Below are 20,482 nucleotides of genomic sequence, written 5' to 3'. Positions count from 1 at the left end.
TCAGCCGCCCGGCAGAATTACCCGGAATTTCAGACCGTTGCCGCATTCGCCCGCCTGTCCGCCGAGGCGCGGTAGGAGAGCGCTTCGGCAAGATGGACGCGGCGGATTTTCTCTTCGCCATCCAGGTCGGCCAGGGTCCGCGCCACCTTGAGAACCCGGTGGAACCCTCGCGCCGAAAGGCGCATGGCGTTGGCCGCGTCGCGGATCAGGGCCGCGCCGTCGGGATCGGGCTGCGCGACCTCCTCCAGCACCGGCGGCGGGCAGGCGGCATTGGCGGCGATCCCGTCGAGCCCGAGGGCGGCGTAGCGCTTGGCCTGCCGCCGCCGTGCCTCGGCGACCCGGGCCGCGACCTCGGCCGAACCTTCGGCCGGCGGCGGCAGGATGAGGTCGGCGGCCGTCACCGCCGGGACGTCGATTACCAGGTCGATCCGGTCGAGGAGGGGCCCGGAGATCCTGGCCTGGTACTGGGCGACGCAGCGTTCGTTGGGCTGCCGCCGGCAGACGAAGCCCGGCTCCGTCGCCTGCCCGCAGCGGCACGGGTTCATCGCCGCTACGAGCTGGAAGCGGGCGGGATAGGTGACCCGGTGGTTGGCCCTGGCGATCAGCACCTCGCCCGCCTCGAGGGGCTGCCGCAGGGAATCGAGCACCTGGGGCTGGAACTCGGGCAGCTCGTCGAGGAACAGGACGCCGTGGTGGGCCAGGGAGGCCTCCCCGGGCCGGGCGTTCAGCCCGCCACCGACCAGCGCCGCCATGGAGGCCGAGTGGTGCGGCGCCCGGAAGGGGCGGCGGTCCGTCAGGGCCCCGTCGGCCAGGAGCCCGGCGACGGACTGGATCATCGACAGCTCCAGCAGCTCCCGCGGCGCGAGGGGCGGCAGGATCGAGGGCAGGCGCTGCGCCAGCATGGACTTGCCCGCCCCCGGCGGACCGCACATGAGAAGGTTGTGTCCGCCCGCCGCGGCGATCTCGAGGGTGCGCTTGGCGCTTTCCTGCCCCTTGATGTCGCGCAGGTCCGGCAAGGCACCCGAAGCCGGCATGATGGCGGGCTTCGGCCGCGCCATCACCTGATCCCCCTTGAAGTGATTGGCGAGCTGGATGAGCGAGGCCGGGGCGAGAATCTCGATGTCGCCGCTCGCCCAGGCCGCCTCGGCCCCGCAGGCGGCCGGGCAGATCAGGCCGTGCCGGCGCTCGTGGGCGGCCATCGCCGCGGGCAGGACGCCGGCGACCGAGGTGATCGATCCGTCGAGGGCGAGTTCCCCGAGCACGGTGAAGCCGCCGAGCGCGTCCGGCGGGATCGCGCCCATCGCCGCCATGACGCCGAGCGCGACGGGCAGGTCGTAATGGCTGCCTTCCTTGGGCAGGTCGGCGGGCGCGAGATTCACCGTGATCCGCTTGGCGGGGAGGGCGAGGCCGGAGGCGATCAGGGCGGAGCGCACGCGTTCGCGGGACTCCGCGACGGCCTTGTCGGGAAGGCCGACGATGGTGAATCCGACGTTGCCGGAGGCGATCTGGACCTGCACGTCGACCGCCCGCGCCTCGATGCCTTCGAAAGCGACCGTTGCAACGCGCACGACCATCGCGACCCCGCCTCCGTGAGAACTCGAACCGAGCGAATGTCCTTCTTGTGCAATACGATCCAACGTTTCACAAGCCGTTACGGGCGGAACTCCCCTCCTCATCCCGCGTTGAGTTCGATCCAGGGCCATGCGGCCCGCCCACTTGAAAGAAAGAGACGGCAGTGGACGAGGCGCGACGGCAGGGAGCAGGGATATCCGGATCGGCCCGGTGTCTGGGCGACATCCTCGTTTCTCCGAAAGCCTGCCGCTCATCCGCCAGCCCTGCGCCATGCCGGGCCGTCATCGTCGCGGCGGCGAAGCCTGGAAGGGCTTCGCATGCGCAGAGGAGGAACGGGCTTGGGCACCGGTAAGTCGTTGCGTATCCTGATCGTGGAGGACGAGATCCTCATCGCCCTGGAGCTCGAAAGCCTTCTTCAGGATGTCGGGCACGACGTCGTCGGCATCGCGGCCTCGTCCGCGGACGCCCTGAGGCTTGCGCGGGATCTGAAGCCGGACCTCGCCTTCGTCGACATCCATCTCGCCGACGGCCCGACCGGGGTCGACGTCGCCCGGCACCTCGCGGCCCGGCTCGACGTCGCCGTGCTCTTCATGACGGCGAATGCCAAGCGCATTCCCGAGGATTTCGCCGGGGCGCTCGGCGTCATCGCCAAGCCCTATACCGAGCGCGGCGTGAGGGAAGCCCTGGCCTATGTGCTCGCCGATCGGAGCAGGGGCGCGCCATCCCGGGCGCCGGTGGCCTTCGTTTCCTTCGCCCAGGTCGGATGCGAGGACGGATCCTCCCCGTCCTGACACGACAGCTGCGGTCAAAGCTGCGCCTTCAGGCGATAGAGCGCTTCGAGCGCCTCCCGCGGCGTCATCTGGTCCGGGTCGAGGGACTCCAGGGCCTGCCGCAGGGGATCCGGCGCGGCCGTCTGCGCCGGTTCGGGGCGGGCGGCGACGGCAAAGAGGGGCAGATCGTCCACGAAGACCCGTTTCGGGTTCTCCCGGTCGGAGCGTTCGAGCTCGCTCAGGATCGTCTTCGCCCGTTCCACGACCGCCACCGGCAGGCCGGCGAGGCGCGCCACCTGCAGCCCGTAGGAGCGGTCCGCCGCGCCGGGCACGACCTCGTGCAGGAAGACCACCTCCCCCTGCCATTCCGTCACCTTCAGGGTCGCGTTCGAGACCCTCGGAAGCCGCTCGGCCAGGGCGGTCAGCTCGTGGAAATGGGTCGCGAAGAGGGCGCGGCAGCGGTTGACCTCGTGCAGGTGCTCGACGGCCGCCCAGGCGATGGACAGGCCGTCGAAGGTGGCGGTGCCGCGCCCGATCTCGTCGAGGATCAACAGGGAGCGGGCGGTCGCCTGGTTCAGGATGGCCGCGGTCTCGACCATCTCGACCATGAAGGTCGAGCGGCCGCGCGCCAGGTCGTCCGCCGCGCCGACGCGGGAGAACAGCCGGTCCACCACGCCGATCCGGGCCTCCTTCGCCGGGACGAAGGAGCCCATCTGCGCCAGCACGACGATGAGGGCGTTCTGGCGCAGATAGGTCGACTTGCCGCCCATGTTGGGGCCCGTGATGAGCAGGATGTGTCCGGCATCCTTGCCGGACAGGTCGGCGTCGTTGGCGATGAAGGGCTGGCCCTCGCGCTTGAGCGCCGCCTCGACCACCGGGTGCCGGCCGCCGGCGATCCGGAAGGACAGGCTCCGGTCGACGGCGGGACGGGTCCAGTCGAGCCGCATGGCGAGCTCCGCCAGGGCCGCGGTCACGTCGACGACCGCCATGGCCTGCGCCGCCGCGGCGATGTCGGACGACATCGCCACGAGGTCCTGGGCCATCGCCTCGAACAGGCCGAGCTCGATTTTGAGCGCCCGGTCGGCGGCGGAGGCGATCTTGGACTCGAGCTCCCCCAGCTCGACGGTGGAGAACCGCATGGCGCCGGCCATGGTCTGGCGATGGACGAACACGTCCTTCCACGGCTCCCTGAGCAGGTCCTCGCCGACGTTCTGGGGCACCTCCACGAAGTAGCCGATCATGTGGTTGTGCTTCACCCGCAGGGTCCGGCAGCCGGTCTCGTTGGCGTAGCGCGCCTGGAGGGCGGCGATGAAGCGGCGCGAATCCTGCTGGAGCTCCCGCAGCTCGTCGAGGCCGGCATCGTATCCGGCGCGGACGAAGCCGCCGTCGCGCTTCTGGAGCGGCAGCTCGTCCGCCAGCAGGGCGGCGAGCCGGTCGGCGACGCTCGTGTCCAGGGCCTGCAGGGTCCGTGCCGCCTCCGCCAGCTCCCGGGACAGGTTGGGCGCGATGGCGAGTTCCAGGCCGAGGTCGCGGGCCGCCAGGAGCCCGTCGCGCAGGCAGGCGAGATCCCGGGGACCGCCCCGGCCGAGGCCGAGGCGCGACAGGGCGCGGGCGAAGTCGGGCGAGCGCTTGAGGATGCGGCGGAGACGGTCGCGCAGGGCCCCGTCCTCGCACAGGGCCGCGACGGAATCCTGCCGGTCGCGGATCCGGTCGGGGTCGGTGAGGGGGCCGGCGAGCCGCTCCCCCAGGAGCCGCGCGCCTGCCGGGGTCACCGTGCAGTCGATGGCCGCGAGCAGGCTTCCCGCCCGCTCTCCGGAAAGGGTGCGGGTCAGCTCCAGATTGGCGCGGGTCGCCGCGTCGATGGCGAGCGTCGCTCCGGCCTCCTCGCGGGAGGGCGGGTACAGGACCGGGCGGCTGCCGATCTGCGTCTTCTCGATGTAGAACAGGGCGCAGCCCGCCGCGGCGATCTCGGCCCGGTCGAAGGTGCCGAAGGCGTCGAGGGTCGCGACGCCGAAAAACTCCTTCAGCCGTCGCTCCGCCGAGGCGGGGTCGAGCCCTTCGCGCGGCAGGGGCGTGATCGCCGCCCCGGTCTCGCGCCAGAAGGCGGCAAGCTCCGGATCGTCGTGGATGGAATCGGGCACGAGGATCTCGCGCGGGTCGAACCGGGCGATCTCCGCAGGCAGGCCGGCCGCGTCGGTCTCGCCCAGGGTGAAGCGGCCCGTGGAGATGTCCACCGCCGCGAGGCCGTAGCGCCATTCGCTGTCCGAGACGCGCCGCCGGGCGACGGCGAGGAAGAGGTTGGCCCGGCCCGGGTCGAGGAGGCGGTCCTCGGTGATCGTCCCCGGGGTCACGAGGCGCACCACGTCGCGGCGCACCACGGATTTCGCGCCGCGCTTCTTCGCCTCCGCCGGATCCTCCGTCTGCTCGCAGACCGCGACCCGGTGGCCGAGGCCGATCAGGCGCTGGAGGTAGTCGTCCGCCCGTTCCACGGGCACGCCGCACATGGGGATGTCCTGTCCCTGGTGCTTGCCGCGCTTGGTGAGGACGATGCCGAGCGCCTGGCTCGCGATCTCCGCATCCTCGAAGAACAGCTCGTAGAAATCCCCCATCCTGTAGAACAGGAGGCTGTCGGGGTTGGCGGCCTTGATCTCGATGTACTGGGCCATCATGGGCGTCACCCGGCCGTCCTGCGCGGACTTGGCCTGCGGGACGCCGTCGGGCTCGGGCCGAGCGGGGGAGAGGGAACGGGCTTGGGTCGACATCCCGTCCTTCCTAGCAAAACCCGTACCGGCTTTCACCCGTGGCATAGGGTCGGAGGAGGGGGTGTGCATAAGTCTTGAGGGAGGCCGCATCCTTGCCTTAAGGTTGCAGGCTCCCCGGATTTCATGCCGCTGCCAGCCCTGCGAAAACATATGACAGATCAGCCCACTTCCCGCCGCAACCGCCCGACCTTCACCGATCAGGAGGCGCTTCAGTTCCATGCGCAGGGGCGGCCCGGAAAGCTGGAGATCGTGGCCACGAAGCCGATGGCGACCCAGAGGGACCTGTCGCTGGCCTATTCGCCGGGCGTCGCGGTCCCGGTCAAGGCGATCGCGGAAGATCCCTCCCTCGCCTTCGACTACACGACCCGCTCCAACATGGTGGCGGTGATCTCGAACGGCACCGCCATCCTGGGCCTCGGCAATCTCGGGGCGCTCGCCTCGAAGCCGGTGATGGAAGGCAAGTCCGTCCTGTTCAAGCGCTTCGCCGACGTGGATTCCATCGACCTGGAGGTGGACACGGAGGACCCGGACGCCTTCATCAACTGCGTGCGCTATCTCGGCCCGTCGTTCGGCGGCATCAACCTCGAGGACATCAAGGCTCCGGAGTGCTTCATCATCGAGGAGCGCCTGCGCGAGCTGATGGATATTCCCGTCTTCCACGACGACCAGCACGGCACGGCGATCATCGCCGCGGCGGGCCTGCTCAACGCGCTGCACCTGACGGGCCGCGACATGGCGAAGACCCGGCTCGTGGTGAACGGCGCGGGCGCCGCCGGCATCGCCTGCACGGAGCTTCTGAAGGCGATGGGCTTCGCGCCGCAAAACGTGATCCTGTGCGACACGAAGGGCGTGATCTACAAGGGCCGGACCGAGGGCATGAACCAGTGGAAGTCGGCCCATGCGGTGGAGACGAAGGCGCGCACCCTGGCCGAGGCCCTCGACGGGGCCGATGCGGTGTTCGGCCTTTCCGTCAAGGGCGCCTTCACGGACGACATGATCCGCTCCATGGCGCAAAACCCGATCATCTTCGCCATGGCGAACCCGGATCCGGAGATCACGCCGGAGGAGGTGGCGCGGATCCGCGACGACGTGATCATCGCCACCGGGCGTTCGGACTACCCCAACCAGGTCAACAACGTCCTCGGCTTTCCCTACATCTTCCGAGGTGCCCTCGACGTGCAGGCGACCACGATCAACATGGAGATGAAGATCGCCGCGGCGCGCGCCCTGGCGGATCTCGCCCGCGAGGACGTGCCGGACGAGGTCGCCGCCGCCTATCAGGGCGCGCGTCCCCGCTTCGGCCGCGAATACATCATCCCCGTCCCGTTCGACCCGCGCCTGATCCACACGATCCCGCAGGCGGTGGCGCAGGCGGCCATGGACACGGGCGTCGCCCGCAGGCCCATCGTCGACATGCGCGCCTACAAGGCGCAGCTCTCCGCGCGCCGCGATCCCGTCGCCGGAACCCTCAACCGCATCTTCGAGCGGGTGCGCCGCTTCCCCAAGCGGGTCGTCTTCGCGGAAGGCGAGGAGGAGCAGGTGATCCGTGCGGCCCTGTCCTTCGTGAACCAGGGGCTCGGCCGCGCCATCCTCGTCGGGCGCGAGGACCGGATCCTCGCCACGGCCGCGCAGGCGGGCATCGATCTCGAAGGCCGCGAAGGCATCGAGATCCACAATGCGCGCCTGTCCCACCGCAACAGCACCTACGCGCAGTTCCTCTACGAGCGCCTGCAGCGCAAGGGCTTCCTGTTCCGCGACTGCCAGCGCCTCATCAACCAGGACCGCAACCACTTCGCCGCTTCCATGGTGGCGCTCGGCGACGCCGATGCGATGGTCACCGGCGCGACCCGGAACTACTCCACGGCGCTCGCCGACGTGCGGCGCGTGATCGACGCCAAGCCCGGGCATCGGGTCATCGGCCTGTCGCTGTGCCTGGCCCGGGGCCATACGGTTCTCGTGGCCGACACGGCGATCCACGAGTTGCCGACCGCGCAGGAGCTGGCGGAGATCGCCATCGAATCCGCCGGCGTCGCGCGTCGCCTCGGCTACGAGCCGCGGGTCGCGCTGCTCTCGTTCTCCACCTTCGGCCACCCGCGCGCGGAGCGCGCCGAGAAGATCCAGGAGGCGGTGCGCATCCTCGACGGCATGCGGCTCGATTTCGAGTACGACGGCGAGATGGCGGCCGACGTGGCGCTCAACCGGGACGTCATGGCGCAGTATCCGTTCTGCCGCCTGACCGGTCCCGCGAACGTGCTCGTGATGCCGGCGTTCCATTCCGCCTCGATCTCCACGAAGCTGCTGCAGGAGCTGGGCGGCGCCATGGTGCTCGGCCCCATGGTGGTCGGCCTCGACCGGCCGGTGCAGATCGTCTCGCTCGGCGCGACGGACGCGGACATCGTCAACATGGCGGCGCTTGCCGCCTACAACATCGGCGGCTGAGCGGAAGGCGGCACGGCGCCAGCCTATTCCCTGCCGCGGGGATCTGGGGGCGCATGCCGTGCCGCGGCGTCCGGTCAGGAGGAGGGCGTGGTCGCACCTCCGTTTCTGCGGGGCTCAGAGACATTTTTGGCAATGGCCCGTGTCCTCCCGGAGGAGTAAACATCCATGTTCGAACGAAAGAGAAGGGGGCTACCTTGACCGTCCGGAATCCGACCGCCGTCGTCTTCGATGTCGGCAACGTTCTGCTGCGCTGGGACCCGCGCAACCTCTACCGCACGATCTTCGACGACGAGGCGGAGATGGAGTGGTTCCTGTCCACGGTCTGCACCAGCGCGTGGAACATCGAGCAGGATCGCGGGCGCGACTGGGACGAGGCCGTGGCCCTGCTGGTCGAGCAATACCCCGATCACGAATCCTCCATCCGCGCCTTCCACGAGCGCTGGGAGGAGACCGTCTCCGGCACCATCGAGGAGAACGTGGCGCTCCTCGAGCGCCTGCGCGGGGCCGGGGTTCCGAACTACTGCATCACCAATTTCTCGGGGCCCAAGTTCAACCTGTCGAAGAAGCGCTTCCCCTTCCTGGACGGGTTCGACGGCATCGTCGTCTCCGGCGACGAGCGCCTGCTCAAGCCCGAGCCGGCGATCTACAAGCTTCTCCTCGACCGCTACGGCCTCGAAGCCGACCGCTGCATCTTCATCGACGATTCCAAGGCCAACGTGGAAGGTGCCCGCGCCGTCGGCATGCATGCGATCCATTTCGTCGAGCCGATGGACCTGGCCGCCGAGCTGAGCCGCTTCGGCATCGCCGCCTGAGCCGGCTTGCCCTCCGGCCCGCCTTGCGCCATCAGGCGGCATGCGCGCCTTCGACACGCCCCTTCCCATCGACGCGGTGCTCGCCGATCTGGCGGCGAGCCTCCGCGCGCGCCCGAACGCCGTGCTGGTGGCGCCCCCGGGCGCCGGCAAGACCACGCGGGTTCCGCTCGCGCTGCTCGACGAGCCGTGGGTGGAAGGGCGCAAGCTCATCGTCCTGGAGCCGCGCCGGCTCGCCGCCCGGGCGGCGGCCGACCGGATGGCGCAGACCCTCGGCGAGGCGGTGGGCGAAACCGTGGGCCTTCGCGTGCGCCTCGGCTCCAAGGTCGGGCGCAGGACGCGGATCGAGGTGGTGACCGAGGGCGTGTTCGCCCGCATGATCCTCGACGATCCCGCCCTCGACGGGGTCGCGGCCGTCCTCTTCGACGAGTTCCACGAGCGCTCCCTCGACGCCGATCTCGGCCTGGCCCTGGCGCTGGACGCGCAGGGCGGCCTGCGGGAGGACCTGCGCCTCCTCGTGATGTCGGCCACCCTCGACGGGGCGCGCGTGGCGAGGCTTCTCGGCGACGCGCCGGCGATCCGGTCGGAAGGACGGGCCTTCCCCGTCGAGACCCGCTATCTCGGGCGGGACCCCAACCGCCGCATCGAGGACCAGGTGGCGGATGCCGTGATGCGGGCTCTCAGGGTGGAGGCGGGCTCCGTCCTGGCCTTCCTGCCGGGGCAGGGGGAGATCCGCAGGGTCGAGGCGCTCCTGCGGGAGCGCATCGCCGACCCGGCCGTCGATCTCGCGCCCCTCTACGGCGCCCTCGACCGGGCCGAGCAGGACCTCGCCGTGAGCCCGGCCCGCCCCGGGCGGCGCAAGGTGGTGCTCGCGACCTCCATCGCGGAGACCTCGCTCACCATCGAGGGGGTGCGGATCGTGGTGGATTCGGGGCTCGCCCGCGTCCCGGTCTACGAGCCGGGCATCGGCCTGACGCGGCTGGAGACGGTGCGCGTGTCCCGCGCCGCCGCCGACCAGCGCCGGGGCCGCGCCGGGCGCACGGAGCCCGGGATCTGCTACCGGCTGTGGGAGGAGGCCGCGACGGGCGCCCTCGAGCCCTTCGCCCGCCCCGAGATCCTGTCCGCCGATCTCGCGCCGCTCCTCCTCGACTGCGCGGCGTGGGGCGTCACGGACCCGACGACCCTCTCCTTCCTCGATCCGCCTCCGGCTCCGGCCCTGAAGGAGGCGCGGAGTCTGCTCCAGCAGCTTCACGCCCTCGACGGGGAGGGCCGCATCACGGAGACCGGGCGCCGCCTGCGCGACCTGCCCCTGCCGCCCCGCCTCGCCCGGATGGTGCTGGCGGCGGGCGAGGCGGGGCAGGCCCGGGATGCGGCGGATCTCGCGGCCGTCCTCGTCGAGCGGGGCCTCGGGGGCGACGCGGTGGACGTGTCGGAGCGGGTCGAGCGCTTCCGCCGCGACCGCTCGCGGCGGGCGGAGGACATGCGGCGCCTGGCGGAGGGATGGGCGCGGAGCGCCGCCTCCGGGTCTTCGGCCCCGAGCGATCTGTCGTTCGGCGCCATCCTCGCCCTTGCCTATCCGGACCGCGTCGCCAAGGCGCGGGGAAAGCCCGGCGAATACCTCATGGCGAACGGGCGCGGCGCGTCCCTGGAGCCCCACGAGCGCCTGGCCAGGGAGGCCTATCTTTCCATCGCCGAGATCGCGGGCGGGGCGGCGTCCGCCCGGATCCTGGCGGCGGCGCCCATCGGGCCGGACGCGATCGAGGCCCTGCTCGGCGACGGAATCGAGCGGCGGGACGAGGTCGTCTTCGACCGTCAGGCCCGCGCCCTGCGTGCCCGTTCCGTGAGGCGCTACGGCGCCCTGGTCCTCGGCGAGAGGCCGCTGCCGGTCCCGGCGACGGAGGACAGCGCCCGTGCCCTCGCCGCCGGGCTGGCTTCCCTGGGCCCGTCCGTCCTGCCCTGGTCCAAGGCCCTTTCCCAGTGGCGGGAGCGGGTCATGTTCCTGAGACGGGCGGAGGGGGACGAATGGCCGGACCTGTCGGACGAGGCGCTCGCCGCGACGGCCGAGGAGTGGCTCGCGCCCCATCTCGTCGGAAAGGCCGGCCTGTCGGAGATCGGCCCCGACCTGCTCAGCGAGGCCCTGCGGGCCCTCCTGCCCTGGAACCTCCAGCGGCGGCTCGACGCCGAGGCTCCGACCCATGTGGAGGTCCCGACCGGATCGCTCATTCCCGTCGATTACGGGGCCGAGGAGGGGCCCGTCCTCGCGGTCCGGGTCCAGGAGCTGTTCGGCCTCGACCGTCATCCGACCCTGGCGGGCGGGCGCGTGCCCCTGATCCTGCACCTGCTCTCGCCCGCCCATCGCCCGATCCAGATCACCCGCGACCTGCCCGGCTTCTGGCGGGGCTCCTGGGCCGCGGTGCGCGCCGACATGCGCGGGCAGTATCCCAAGCACCCCTGGCCGGAGGACCCGCTCTCCGCCCCGCCGACGCGCCGCGCGAAGCCGCGCGGGACCTGAGCGGTCAGGAAGCGAAGCTGGCGATCAGGCGCTCCGCCGTGGCGCGGTTCAGGGCCATGGGGATGTTGTAGACGAGGGCGAGGCGCATGAGCGCCTTCACGTCCACGTCGTGCGGATGGGGCGACAGGGGATCCACGAAGAAGAAGAGGGCGTCGATCCGGCCCTCCGCGATCATGGCGCCGATCTGCTGGTCGCCGCCCAGGGGGCCGCTCTTCAGCCGCGTCACGGAAAGCGAGGGGCAGCGCTCCATCACGCGCCCGCCGGTGGTTCCGGTGGCGAAGAGGGCGAAAGGCCGGATCGCGTCCTCGTGCATGGCGACGAAATCGGCCATGTCGCCCTTTTTGGCGTCGTGGGCCACGAGCGCCAAGGTCAGCTTCTGCATGGTGGTCCGGTGTCAGTTGTTCCAACGGTCGCGCCACTGCATCTCGCCGGTCAGGCAGTTGGCGCGGGGCGGATTCTGGATGCGCTCGATCCGGGGGCCCCTGGGGCCGAGGTCGGCGATTTCGAGGAGGATCTTGGTCTTGATCGCGTTGACGAACTGGTCGCGCTCGCGAACCGGAACCATGAACGCCCCCTGACCTCCGATGACGCAGTCCCTGTAATAGATGTCGAGATCGGGAATGTCGAGGTAGCCGGGCTTGCGCAGCATGATCGGCAGGCCGTTGATCGTGATGCCCCTGGCGAGGGCGTCGTTGCGGGCCTGCTCGACCCCCCGGCCCTGGTTGTTGGGACCGTCGCCGGAGACGTCGATGACGCGGCGGGCGGGCGATGCGTCGAGCTCCTCGAAGAGCCGGGCGGCGAAGTCGATGGCGCCCGAGATCGACGTGCGCTGGGCGCGGCTGAGAGGGGTCGAGGCGATCCGGTCGGCGAAGGCCATCAGACCCTCGGAATTGTCGAGGATCGTCCAGGGCACGATCACCTTCTGGTCCGCCGACCCGGCCCATTCCATGTAGGTCACGGCGATCCGGCCCACGAGGCCGTTGCGGATCGCCTCATGGACGAGGGGAGAGCGGAAGGCCTGCGCGAAGCCCTCCCGCTGCAGGGCCTGTTCCTCGGTGTCCATGGAGAAGGAGATGTCCACCGCGAGGACCAGGGCGAGGTCCACCTCCGTCTGGGCCCTCGCCCGAGGCGACGCGACCAGAGCGGTCAGGACCAGGGCCAGTCCCGCGACGAGGCGCATGCAGCCGGAGCGAACCATCGGTGATCTCCCTCGAGGAGCCGGTCTGGTCCGATGAAGTGTGCCAGCATCCGGGCACGGCGCAAAGTCAGGATTTGCGCAGCTTCCCGTCTATAATGGCGAGGGCCGCCCTGAAGGCGGCATCGGCGTCGAGGTTGGTGGTGTCGAGGGTGATCGCGTCGGCGGCCGCCTTCAGGGGCGCCGTGGGGCGGGTCATGTCCCGCTCGTCCCGCCGGCGGATGTCGGCCAGGATCGTCTCGTAGGCCACGTCCTCGCCCCGGCGCAGGAGCTCGAGATGGCGCCGGCGCGCCCGCTCCTCCGGCCTTGCGGTGATGAAGAGCTTCACGTCCGCGTCCGGACAGACGACGGTGCCGATGTCCCGCCCGTCGAGCACGGCACCGGGCTCCTGGCGGCCAAACTGCCGCTGGAAGGCCAGGAGGGCGTCCCGGACCGGCTGGTAGGCGGAGATCACCGACGCGGCCTCTCCCATCGCCGCGCCCCGCAGGTCTGGCGCGTCGAGGTGGGACACGTCGAGGGACTCGGCGGCGCGGGCGGCCGCCTCCCGGTCCGAGAGGGGGATGCCCCGGGCCAGGAGGACGGCGGCCACCGCCCGGTAGAGAAGGCCCGTGTCGAGGTGGGCGAAGCCCAGATGGTCGGCCAGGCGCTTCCCGAGGGTGCCTTTGCCGGATGCGGCAGGGCCGTCGATGGCGATGATCATGGGTCGGATCAGTCGAGAATGGTGGCGCCGAGCTCCCGCATGAGCGGGATGAAGGTCGGGAAGCTGGTGGCGATCATCGCGCCGTCGTCGACGGTCACGGGCTCCACGGTCGCGAGCCCCATGACGAGGAACGACATGGCGATGCGATGGTCGAGATGGGTCGCAACCGGGCGGCCGCCGCCCCTGACCCTGCCCTCGAGACCGTGGACCACGAGATCGTCGCCCACGATCTCGTGGGGAACGCCCGCCTCCGCGAGGCCGGCCGCGACGGCGGCCAGCCGGTCGGATTCCTTCACGCGCAGCTCATGAAGGCCCTGCATCCGGGTCGTTCCCTCGGCGAAGGCGGCGGCCACGGCGAGGATCGGGTACTCGTCGATCATGGCGGGGGCACGGGCGGCGGGAACCGTCACGCCCTTGAGGCGGCTCGCCCGGACCCGCAGGTCCGCCACGGTCTCGCCGCCCTCCTCGCGCTCGTTCAGGCGCTCGATGGAGGCGCCCATCTCCAGGAGGGTCGCGATCAGGCCGGTGCGAAGCGGGTTCATCATCACCCCCTCGATCACCACGTCCGAGCCCGGCACGATGAGGGCCGCCACGATGGGAAACGCGGCCGAGGAGGGGTCGCTCGGCACCACGACCGCGGTGCCCCGGAGCTCCGGCTGTCCATGGACCGTGACGGCGCGCCCATGCTCCCCGTGGGGCGCGACCTCCACCGTTGCGCCGAAATGGCGCAGCATCCGCTCCGTGTGGTCGCGCGTGGCCTCCTGCTCGATGACGGTGGTGCGTCCCGGGGCGTTGAGGCCCGCGAGCAGGATCGCGGACTTGATCTGGGCCGAGGCCGCCGGGGTCTCGTAGGTGATCGGGATCGTCTCGCGGGGGCCGCGCAGGGTGAGGGGCACGCGTCCGCCCTCCGCCTCGCTCACCACCGTCACGCCCATCCGGACCAGCGGGTCGAGGATGCGCCGCATGGGGCGCTTGCGAAGGGAGGCGTCCCCGTCGAAGGTCGCGGTGATGGGATGGCTGCCGGCCACGCCCATCATGAGGCGGGAACCGGTGCCCGCATTGCCGAAATCGAGGATTCCGGCCGGCTCGCTCAAGCCGCCGATGCCGACGCCGCGGATGCGCCAGCGGCCCGGCGCCTCCCGCACGATCCCGGCGCCGAGGGCCTTGCAGGCCTCGGCCGTGCGCAGGACGTCATCCCCTTCGAGGAGCCCCTCGACCCGGGTCTCGCCGATGGAGAGGAGGCCGAAGATCATGGACCGGTGCGAGATCGACTTGTCGCCCGGGACGCGGATGCGGCCTTTCAGGGCCGAACCGGCCCGGCCGGTGACCGGTGATGCCAATCCGTGCGCGTGTCCCATGCTCTTGCCCCTTTCCTGTCTTGCCGGGCGGCTCCTAACACGGGCTATCGGTGCCGTCATCCCGGACCGGGCCCGCCGTCGGGCTTCCCGCGCAATTTCTTGTTTGACAAGGGATGCCCCCGCGACTAACGGAGCCTTCCCAACCACCCAGACTGAGGCATGAACCCGTGGCCAAACCGGAACTCGGCTTGAAGCGCCAGTGCATGAGCTGCGGCGCGAAATTCTACGATCTCAACAGGGATCCCGCTGTCTGCCCGAAATGCGGCACCGCCTTCCAAGCCGCCGCCCTGAGCCGCACCGCCGCTCCCGCGGTCGCTCACGCCGCCGGGGACGAGGACGAGGTCGAGCTCGAATCGGCCGGCGCCGAGATGGTCTCCCTCGACGAGGTCGAGGCCGGCGACGTCGACAAGGACCTCCCCACCGACGACATCGACGTGGGCGACGACGTGGCCGACGACGATACCTTCCTCGAGGACGAGGAGGAGGGCGACGACGACGTTTCCGACCTGATCGACAGCGATCTGGAAGACGACGAAGAGGCTTGAACCTCGGGTCGGACCCGACTATAGAGACGCCGCTGCTCCGGCAGCACATCCTCCGCGGTGCCCCATCACCGCGGCCTGCGTGGGGCCATAGCTCAGTTGGGAGAGCGCTTGAATGGCATTCAAGAGGTCGGCGGTTCGATTCCGCCTGGCTCCACCAATCCTTCTCCCCTGACGGACCCCCTTTTCCGACGAAGCGAGCTTTCCCGTTCCGGGAGCGGGGGGGATCTCAGCGCCGTTACGGCTGCGGCCGACATGCCGCGGGCGTCGCGCCAAGAGTTGCGCCCTCCGTCGAGAGGCAGCGCCCGACCGAACCGTCCCGGGGAGCGCCCTGGGGCGACCGGCGCGGATCCCGCGCCTGGGACTTCTCCGCCCGTCGTTCAATCGGAGTTGCGACGGGCGAAAAACCCCTGTGCCGCCGTCCGGCACAGGGGCGTGCGTTGCGAGCTTCGCAAGCGGGACCGAGGGACCCGTCACTTCGTCTCGATGATCTTGACCACCTTGTGCGTGCCGGGGTCGACCAGCACGGTCTTGTTCTTGATGACCGCGACCCGGTACTTCTGGACATTCGGGACCGTATGCAACTCGACGGAGGACGGCAGCTCGGTGCCGACCGTCACGCTCGTGACGCCGGGAACGTCCACGGAGCTCAGACGGCGCTCGGTCACGTATTTCGTAACCGTCGTCTCCTCCTCGGGGCTGATCGTCACCGTGGTCGACTGCGCCGCGGCGGCCGTGGCAACGCCCGCCAGCGCGAGGACAGCGACAACGCTCGACACGTAGTATTTCATCGGGTTCTCCTGTTTCGCTCAGTGGATCTGAGTGAGGGACAGGAAAACGCCCCTAGGGTTGCAGGGTTCCGGAACATCCTCGCCCCCTATGACAGCGACGCCGTAGGTCTCCGGGATCGCCGAGGTTTGCGCCGAGCGCGGTGACGAAAACCCGGCCGGGATCAACCGGGCCGCGCCGGCTACGAGGCCTTGCCGGAGAGCGGGACGACGGCGCCGAGCAGCAGGCCGACCCGTCCGTCTCCCCAGGTGGGCAGAAGCAATCTGGCGTAGCTCTCCTCACGGCCCGTGGCCGGGGAGCGGTAGTATGTCGGCGCGCGGCTGCCGACGGTTGCGACGCACTGCTCCATCAGGCCCTCGAGCGGAGGCTGCTGCCCGACCTCGTCGACGAACGCGCCCTGCAGGTGAGCGCCGGCCCGGGCAGCGACGGATTCGCCCGCGTGCTCGAACCTGAACCTTCGGGGATCGTCGAAGGCCTGAAGCAGGACGATGCGGTTCGCGAGCGCGGACAGCCCCGCGATGTCGATATCGTCCGAGAACGGCATGGAGTTCTCGCCGCGGATCAGATCCTTCCAGTAGGCATGGAGGCGGGCCAGATCGGGCTCCAGGGGGTCGGGCAGGGAATAGGAAGCGGTCACGGCAGGATCCATCGTGTCGGCTCGATGCCATTCAAATGGCCGCCTCGATCGGCAGATCAAGTGGACAGCGCCCTTGACGCCGCTAGCTTCATGGCCGGGGCCGGACCGGGGCGCATCGACGATGGATCAGAGGCTCCCGATCCTCGCGTTCGTCCGCCGGTTCCGTTTCGGAGGCGCTCGAGTGGCAGAGATCGTCACGCTGACCATGAACCCGGCTCTCGACATTGCGACGGGAGCCGAAGCCGTCGTTCCCACGGACAAGATCCGCTGCGGGCCGCCCCGGTACGATCCGGGAGGCGGCGGCATCAACGTGGCCCGTGTCATCACCACGCTCGGCGGAGAGGCGCTTGCGGTATTCCCCGCCGGCGGAGCATCCGGGCAGGCCCTGGAGGCGCTCCTGAAACGGGATCGGATCCCCTCCTGTCGTGTCCCCGTCAGCGGCTCCACCCGGGAGAGTTTCACCGTGGACGAGCGCCGGACCGGGCTGCAATACCGCTTCGTGCTCCCCGGCCCCGAGATCGGCGAGGCCGAATGGAAGGCCTGCCTGGATCGCCTTGCGGCGCAGGCGCAGGGCGCCCGCTTCGTCGTCGCCAGCGGGAGCCTGCCCCCCGGGGTTCCCGCGGGTTTCTTTCAGAGCGTCGCCGACCTGTCGAGGGATCTGGGGGCGCGTTTCGTCCTCGACACGTCCGGCGAGCCGCTGCGGCGGATGCGCTCGGGGGTGTACCTGCTCAAGCCGAGCCTGCGCGAATTGCGGGAATGGACCGGGCAGGCGCTCGCCCGCGATGCCGAACAGGTCGCGGCCGCGCGGGGGATGATCGAACGGGGCCTGAGCGAGATCGTCGTGATCTCCAAGGGAGGCGAGGGTGCCCTTCTGGTTCTCGCCGACGGGGCCGAGAGGCTGCCGGCCATCGAGGTTCCCGTCCGCAGCGCGGTCGGAGCCGGAGACAGCATGGTCGGAGCCATCGTGTTCGGCCTCGTGAAGGGCCTTTCCCTTCGCGATGCGGTGCGGATGGGCATGGCAGCGGGGGCGGCCACGCTCATGACGCCGGGAACGGAGCTCTGCCGCCGCGAGGACGTGGAGCGGCTCTACGAGGCTGCGCGCGCGATGCAGGGCATTCCCGTTTCCGCGCCCGAATCCTCGCGCTGAAAGGCAGAGAGCGGCCGGCTGAACCCAGTCCGCTCCTCAGTCCTTTGCCGGCCGCATCTTCGGACGGCAAACCGGCGCCCACATTTCCTGAAAACGCCCTGACACGTTCAGGCCCGCTTGCCGCGTAGGCCGGTCTCGCGCTCGATGTCGAGAATGCGCCGGGTCGTGCCCAGGACGGAATCCGGATTGAGGCTGATCGAGTCGATGCCGAGCCGCACCAGGTATTCCGCGATTTCCGGATAATCCGATGGAGCCTGTCCGCAGATTCCGGAGTGGCGGCCGTTTCGGCGCGCCCCTTCGACGGCAAGCTCGATCAGCTTCAGGACGCCGGGATCGCGTTCGTCGAAGTCGAAGGCGACGATCTCGGAATCCCTGTCGACGCCGAGCGCGAGCTGCGTCAGGTCGTTGGAGCCGATCGAGAAGCCGTCGAAGTGCCTTGCGAAGGAATCGATCAGGATGACGTTGTTGGGGATCTCGCACATGACGAAGATCTCCAGGCCCTTGTCGCCGCGCCGCAGCCCGGCCTCCGCCATCTTCTCGATCACCCGCTCGGCCTCCTCGACGCGCCGGCAGAATGGGATCATCGGAACGATGTTCGTCAGACCGAGCGCCTCGCGGGCGCGCCTGAGGGCCGCGCATTCCAGCATGAAGGCGGCTTCATAGGCGGGATGCGCATATCGCGACGCTCCCCGGAAACCGAGCATCGGGTTCGCCTCGACCGGCTCGAAAGCCTTGCCGCCGATCAGGCTGGCATACTCGTTGGTCTTGAAGTCCGAGAGGCGGACGACGACCGGCTTGGGGAAGAATGCGGCGGCAATCGTGGCGATGCCCTCCGACAGCCGCTCGACGAACATGTCCGACGGGGCGGCGTAATGTTCCGTCAGCCGTCGTATCTCGGCGCGCTCGTTCGGATCCGCCACCCTGTCGGGGTGGATGAGGGCCATGGGATGAACCTTGATGGAGTTCGTGACGATGAATTCCATGCGCGCCAGGCCGACGCCGTCATTGGGAAGGCGGCTCAGGGCGAACGCGCTTTCGGGATCCCCCACATTCATCATGACCTTGGTGACGGGACGCGGCATCGCGGACAAGTCGACCTGGTCGACTTGAAACGGAACGGCGCCCTCATAGACCTGACCGGTCATTCCTCCCGCGCACGAGACGGTGACGATGTCGCCCGTCCGGATCGTCCGCGTGGCATGCTCGGTTCCGACCACGGCGGGAATGCCGAGTTCGCGCGCGACGATGGCCGCATGGCAGGTGCGGCCTCCACGGTTCGTGACGATCGCGGCGGCGGTCTTCATGACCGTGCCCCAGTCGGGAGAGGTCGTATCCGCCACCAGAACCTCGCCCGGCCGGAAGTCGGAAAGATCCGCCTGCCGCGCGATGACACGCGCTCGTCCCGACGCGATCCTGTTCCCGACGGCACGTCCCTGGACCAGGGTCTTCCCTCTGCCGCTCAGGCGGTACTCCTCGAGCTTGCCGCGTTCCATCCGCGATGCGACCGTCTCCGGCCGCGCCTGGACGATGTAGATCCTGCCGTCGATGCCATCCTTCGCCCACTCGACGTCCATCGGCCGGCTCCCGCCGGCCTTCGCGCTGTAGTGCTCCTCGATCCGGATGGTATAATCCGCGATCAGGAGGACGTCTTCGTCGCCGATACAGTAGCGTTCGCGCTCCACCTTGTCCGTGGGAACGTTGCGGGTCTGCTCGCGGATTCCGCCCTGGGCGTAGACCATCTTGATCTTCTTGGCGCCGAGCGAACGGCGCAGCACCTTTCGGTATCCTGCCTTGAAGGTCGGCTTGAACACGTAGAACTCGTCGGGATCGACGGCGCCCTGAACGACATTCTCGCCCAGTCCGTAGGCGCCCGTGATGAAGACGGCATCCGGGAATCCGGTTTCCGTGTCGATCGAGAAGGCCACGCCGGAGGAGGCGAGGTCCGAGCGGACCATCTTCATGATCCCGACCGAATTGAACACCTTGAAATGATCGAAACCGTTGTTGATCCGGTAGCGGATCGCCCTGTCCGTGAACAGGCTGGCAAAGCAGCGGCGCACGGCATCGAGGACCTGCTCTTCTCCGGCGACGTTGAGATAGCTTTCGTGCTGGCCCGCAAAGCTCACGTTGGGCAGGTCCTCGGCGGTGGCCGAGCTCCGCACGGCGACCGTAAGGCTGGGGCCATATTCCGCGGCGAGCTCCCGGTAGGCCAGGACCGCCTCCTGAGCCAGGTCCCGCGGCAAAGGTGCACCATAAACGAGATCGCGCGCCCGCTTCGCCCGTTTCGCGAGATCCTCGACGTCGCCCGGATCGACGCCGCCCAGAATGGCATGCAGGTCCGGCCAGACGCCGGCATGATCCAACGTGGATCTGTATCCCTCGGTCGTGATGGCGAAGCCGTTGGGAACGGGCATGCCCTTCGGCGTGAGCTGGCGATAGAGTTCGCCCAGAGATGCATTCTTGCCTCCGACGATGGAGACGTCTTCGAGACCGATCTCGCGGAAGAAGCGGATGAAACGACTGTTCTCGGCCATCGGCGGATCCTGAAGAAGAGGTCTTGTCAAGGCAGGGCATCGTGCCGGATCGGATCCGGCAGTTCTGCGCTGCCGCAGTTTCCTCGCCCTGCCTGGCAGAGGCTGGAAGCGGCTCCCGTCGTTTCTAGGCTTCAATGGCCTCCTACGCGTTGATCTCGGTCAATAGGGACGGTCGCGTATGCCGAGGTCGAACAGGAGTCTGGAGAGAGCGACCTCGAGGACGACGAAGCCGAGCAGCAGCAGAGCCATGTCGACTGCCGAAAGGCCGAGCCGAGCCCGACTGAGCAGGAGGGGCAGGAGCGCCTCGGGAACTTGGTCGAGCGCGAAGGCGCGCGCGTGCAGCTTCAATCCGAGGCGACGCTTGACGAAGCTCGAGAAGAGATCGCCAAGCATCGAGGAGCCAGCAAGGGCTGCGCCCATCCGCCAATCCATTTCGAGGAGGAGGGCGGCCATGGCCGTGCATGCAACGGAGACGACAAGCCCTCGAAAAGTCTTCGAGCGTCCGAAGAGCGGCTGGCCATCGGGTAGCGTGACGCCGAAATCGAGGGGCATGCCGAGCCGATCGCCAAGAAGCTTTCGTGCAAAGATCGGCGCCCCATTGGCGATGCCGAGCAGGACGAGAAGCTTGAGCAACAGAATGGGACTGCTCATCGGGTCGCAGGAACTCCGGTTGCGCTCGACGAACTCCCCATCGCGTCGAACCCTTGTTGCGGATG

The 20,482-nt window shown here is 69.5% G+C and carries 16 protein-coding genes and 1 tRNA gene; 7 read left to right on the top strand and 10 right to left on the bottom strand.

Annotated features, from left to right (window positions below; all coding sequences use genetic code 11):
* Positions 1 to 29: 29 nt before the first annotated feature.
* Complete coding sequence (locus GDR74_RS15775; protein WP_152587187.1) at positions 30 to 1,574, bottom strand: YifB family Mg chelatase-like AAA ATPase; 1,545 nt, start codon at positions 1,572 to 1,574, stop codon at positions 30 to 32.
* Between the two features lie 315 nt (positions 1,575 to 1,889).
* On the opposite strand from GDR74_RS15775, the gene GDR74_RS15770 reads away from it, so the two are divergent.
* Complete coding sequence (locus GDR74_RS15770) at positions 1,890 to 2,363, top strand: response regulator (protein ID WP_152587186.1); 474 nt, start codon at positions 1,890 to 1,892, stop codon at positions 2,361 to 2,363.
* A 14-nt stretch (positions 2,364 to 2,377) separates the two neighbouring features.
* Here GDR74_RS15770 and mutS read toward each other — a convergent pair whose 3' ends face one another.
* Entirely contained in the window at positions 2,378 to 5,104 is a 2,727-nt protein-coding gene (gene mutS, locus GDR74_RS15765; RefSeq protein WP_152587185.1) for a DNA mismatch repair protein MutS, read from the bottom strand.
* Between the two features lie 150 nt (positions 5,105 to 5,254).
* Between mutS and GDR74_RS15760 the strand changes: the two genes are divergently transcribed.
* The 3 genes from GDR74_RS15760 to hrpB all read left to right on the top strand — a co-directional run bounded on the left by GDR74_RS15760 (position 5,255) and on the right by hrpB (position 10,864).
* A complete protein-coding gene (locus GDR74_RS15760) occupies positions 5,255 to 7,543 on the top strand; it encodes an NADP-dependent malic enzyme (protein ID WP_152587184.1) in 2,289 nt (762 codons plus the stop codon).
* Between the two features lie 194 nt (positions 7,544 to 7,737).
* Positions 7,738 to 8,355 (top strand): HAD family hydrolase, encoded by a 618-nt coding sequence (locus tag GDR74_RS15755; RefSeq protein ID WP_246179652.1) that lies wholly within the window; start codon positions 7,738 to 7,740, stop codon positions 8,353 to 8,355.
* A 40-nt stretch (positions 8,356 to 8,395) separates the two neighbouring features.
* Positions 8,396 to 10,864, top strand: a complete 2,469-nt coding sequence (hrpB, locus tag GDR74_RS15750) for an ATP-dependent helicase HrpB (protein ID WP_152587182.1) — start codon at positions 8,396 to 8,398, stop codon at positions 10,862 to 10,864.
* A gap of 4 nt (positions 10,865 to 10,868) precedes the next feature.
* Here the strand turns inward: hrpB and GDR74_RS15745 are convergent, their stop codons facing one another.
* The 4 genes from GDR74_RS15745 to aroA all read right to left on the bottom strand — a co-directional run bounded on the left by GDR74_RS15745 (position 10,869) and on the right by aroA (position 14,117).
* Positions 10,869 to 11,246 (bottom strand): methylglyoxal synthase, encoded by a 378-nt coding sequence (locus tag GDR74_RS15745; protein ID WP_152587181.1) that lies wholly within the window; start codon positions 11,244 to 11,246, stop codon positions 10,869 to 10,871.
* Positions 11,247 to 11,258: 12 nt separating this feature from the next.
* Positions 11,259 to 12,062 (bottom strand): DUF1194 domain-containing protein, encoded by an 804-nt coding sequence (locus GDR74_RS15740; protein ID WP_152587180.1) that lies wholly within the window; start codon positions 12,060 to 12,062, stop codon positions 11,259 to 11,261.
* A gap of 67 nt (positions 12,063 to 12,129) precedes the next feature.
* Positions 12,130 to 12,759, bottom strand: a complete 630-nt coding sequence (gene cmk, locus GDR74_RS15735) for a (d)CMP kinase (RefSeq protein WP_152587179.1) — start codon at positions 12,757 to 12,759, stop codon at positions 12,130 to 12,132.
* 8 nt (positions 12,760 to 12,767) lie between these two features.
* Positions 12,768 to 14,117: a 3-phosphoshikimate 1-carboxyvinyltransferase gene (aroA, locus tag GDR74_RS15730; protein ID WP_152587178.1), complete on the bottom strand. Its 1,350-nt coding sequence runs from the start codon at positions 14,115 to 14,117 to the stop codon at positions 12,768 to 12,770.
* 167 nt (positions 14,118 to 14,284) lie between these two features.
* On the opposite strand from aroA, the gene GDR74_RS15725 reads away from it, so the two are divergent.
* Together GDR74_RS15725 and GDR74_RS15720 are read left to right on the top strand one after the other, a co-directional pair.
* On the top strand, positions 14,285 to 14,662 hold the full coding sequence (locus GDR74_RS15725; RefSeq protein WP_152587177.1) for a TIGR02300 family protein: 378 nt from the start codon (positions 14,285 to 14,287) through the stop codon (positions 14,660 to 14,662).
* An 81-nt stretch (positions 14,663 to 14,743) separates the two neighbouring features.
* Positions 14,744 to 14,819 (top strand) — tRNA-Ala (locus tag GDR74_RS15720).
* 313 nt (positions 14,820 to 15,132) lie between these two features.
* Here the strand turns inward: GDR74_RS15720 and GDR74_RS15715 are convergent.
* Both GDR74_RS15715 and GDR74_RS15710 read right to left on the bottom strand, forming a co-directional pair.
* Positions 15,133 to 15,450, bottom strand: coding sequence for a DUF1236 domain-containing protein (locus GDR74_RS15715; RefSeq protein WP_152587176.1), 318 nt, complete (start codon positions 15,448 to 15,450; stop codon positions 15,133 to 15,135).
* 179 nt (positions 15,451 to 15,629) lie between these two features.
* Positions 15,630 to 16,085, bottom strand: a complete 456-nt coding sequence (locus GDR74_RS15710) for a PAS domain-containing protein (protein ID WP_152587175.1) — start codon at positions 16,083 to 16,085, stop codon at positions 15,630 to 15,632.
* A 181-nt stretch (positions 16,086 to 16,266) separates the two neighbouring features.
* On the opposite strand from GDR74_RS15710, the gene GDR74_RS15705 reads away from it, so the two are divergent.
* Positions 16,267 to 17,232 (top strand): 1-phosphofructokinase family hexose kinase, encoded by a 966-nt coding sequence (locus GDR74_RS15705; RefSeq protein ID WP_152587174.1) that lies wholly within the window; start codon positions 16,267 to 16,269, stop codon positions 17,230 to 17,232.
* 107 nt (positions 17,233 to 17,339) lie between these two features.
* Here the strand turns inward: GDR74_RS15705 and ppsA are convergent, their stop codons facing one another.
* Positions 17,340 to 19,766 (bottom strand): phosphoenolpyruvate synthase, encoded by a 2,427-nt coding sequence (gene ppsA, locus GDR74_RS15700; protein WP_152587173.1) that lies wholly within the window; start codon positions 19,764 to 19,766, stop codon positions 17,340 to 17,342.
* A 159-nt stretch (positions 19,767 to 19,925) separates the two neighbouring features.
* Positions 19,926 to 20,417, bottom strand: a complete 492-nt coding sequence (locus GDR74_RS15695) for a CDP-archaeol synthase (protein WP_152587172.1) — start codon at positions 20,415 to 20,417, stop codon at positions 19,926 to 19,928.
* Positions 20,418 to 20,482 lie beyond the last annotated feature (65 nt).

This window comes from Microvirga thermotolerans (genome assembly GCF_009363855.1).
GTDB lineage: Bacteria > Pseudomonadota > Alphaproteobacteria > Rhizobiales > Beijerinckiaceae > Microvirga > Microvirga thermotolerans.
This window is presented reverse-complemented; position numbering and strand designations above follow the sequence as displayed.

Bases quoted from the DNA above. Each gene is read 5' to 3' on its own strand.
- GDR74_RS15775 (WP_152587187.1), bottom strand. From the start codon at position 1,574: ATGGTCGTGCGCGTTGCAACGGTCGCTTTCGAAGGCATCGAGGCGCGG.
- GDR74_RS15770 (WP_152587186.1), top strand. From the start codon at position 1,890: ATGCGCAGAGGAGGAACGGGCTTGGGCACCGGTAAGTCGTTGCGTATC.
- mutS (WP_152587185.1), bottom strand. From the start codon at position 5,104: ATGTCGACCCAAGCCCGTTCCCTCTCCCCCGCTCGGCCCGAGCCCGAC.
- GDR74_RS15760 (WP_152587184.1), top strand. From the start codon at position 5,255: ATGACAGATCAGCCCACTTCCCGCCGCAACCGCCCGACCTTCACCGAT.
- hrpB (WP_152587182.1), top strand. From the start codon at position 8,396: ATGCGCGCCTTCGACACGCCCCTTCCCATCGACGCGGTGCTCGCCGAT.
- GDR74_RS15745 (WP_152587181.1), bottom strand. From the start codon at position 11,246: ATGCAGAAGCTGACCTTGGCGCTCGTGGCCCACGACGCCAAAAAGGGC.
- GDR74_RS15740 (WP_152587180.1), bottom strand. From the start codon at position 12,062: ATGGTTCGCTCCGGCTGCATGCGCCTCGTCGCGGGACTGGCCCTGGTC.
- cmk (WP_152587179.1), bottom strand. From the start codon at position 12,759: ATGATCATCGCCATCGACGGCCCTGCCGCATCCGGCAAAGGCACCCTC.
- aroA (WP_152587178.1), bottom strand. From the start codon at position 14,117: ATGGGACACGCGCACGGATTGGCATCACCGGTCACCGGCCGGGCCGGT.
- GDR74_RS15715 (WP_152587176.1), bottom strand. From the start codon at position 15,450: ATGAAATACTACGTGTCGAGCGTTGTCGCTGTCCTCGCGCTGGCGGGC.
- ppsA (WP_152587173.1), bottom strand. From the start codon at position 19,766: ATGGCCGAGAACAGTCGTTTCATCCGCTTCTTCCGCGAGATCGGTCTC.
- GDR74_RS15695 (WP_152587172.1), bottom strand. From the start codon at position 20,417: ATGAGCAGTCCCATTCTGTTGCTCAAGCTTCTCGTCCTGCTCGGCATC.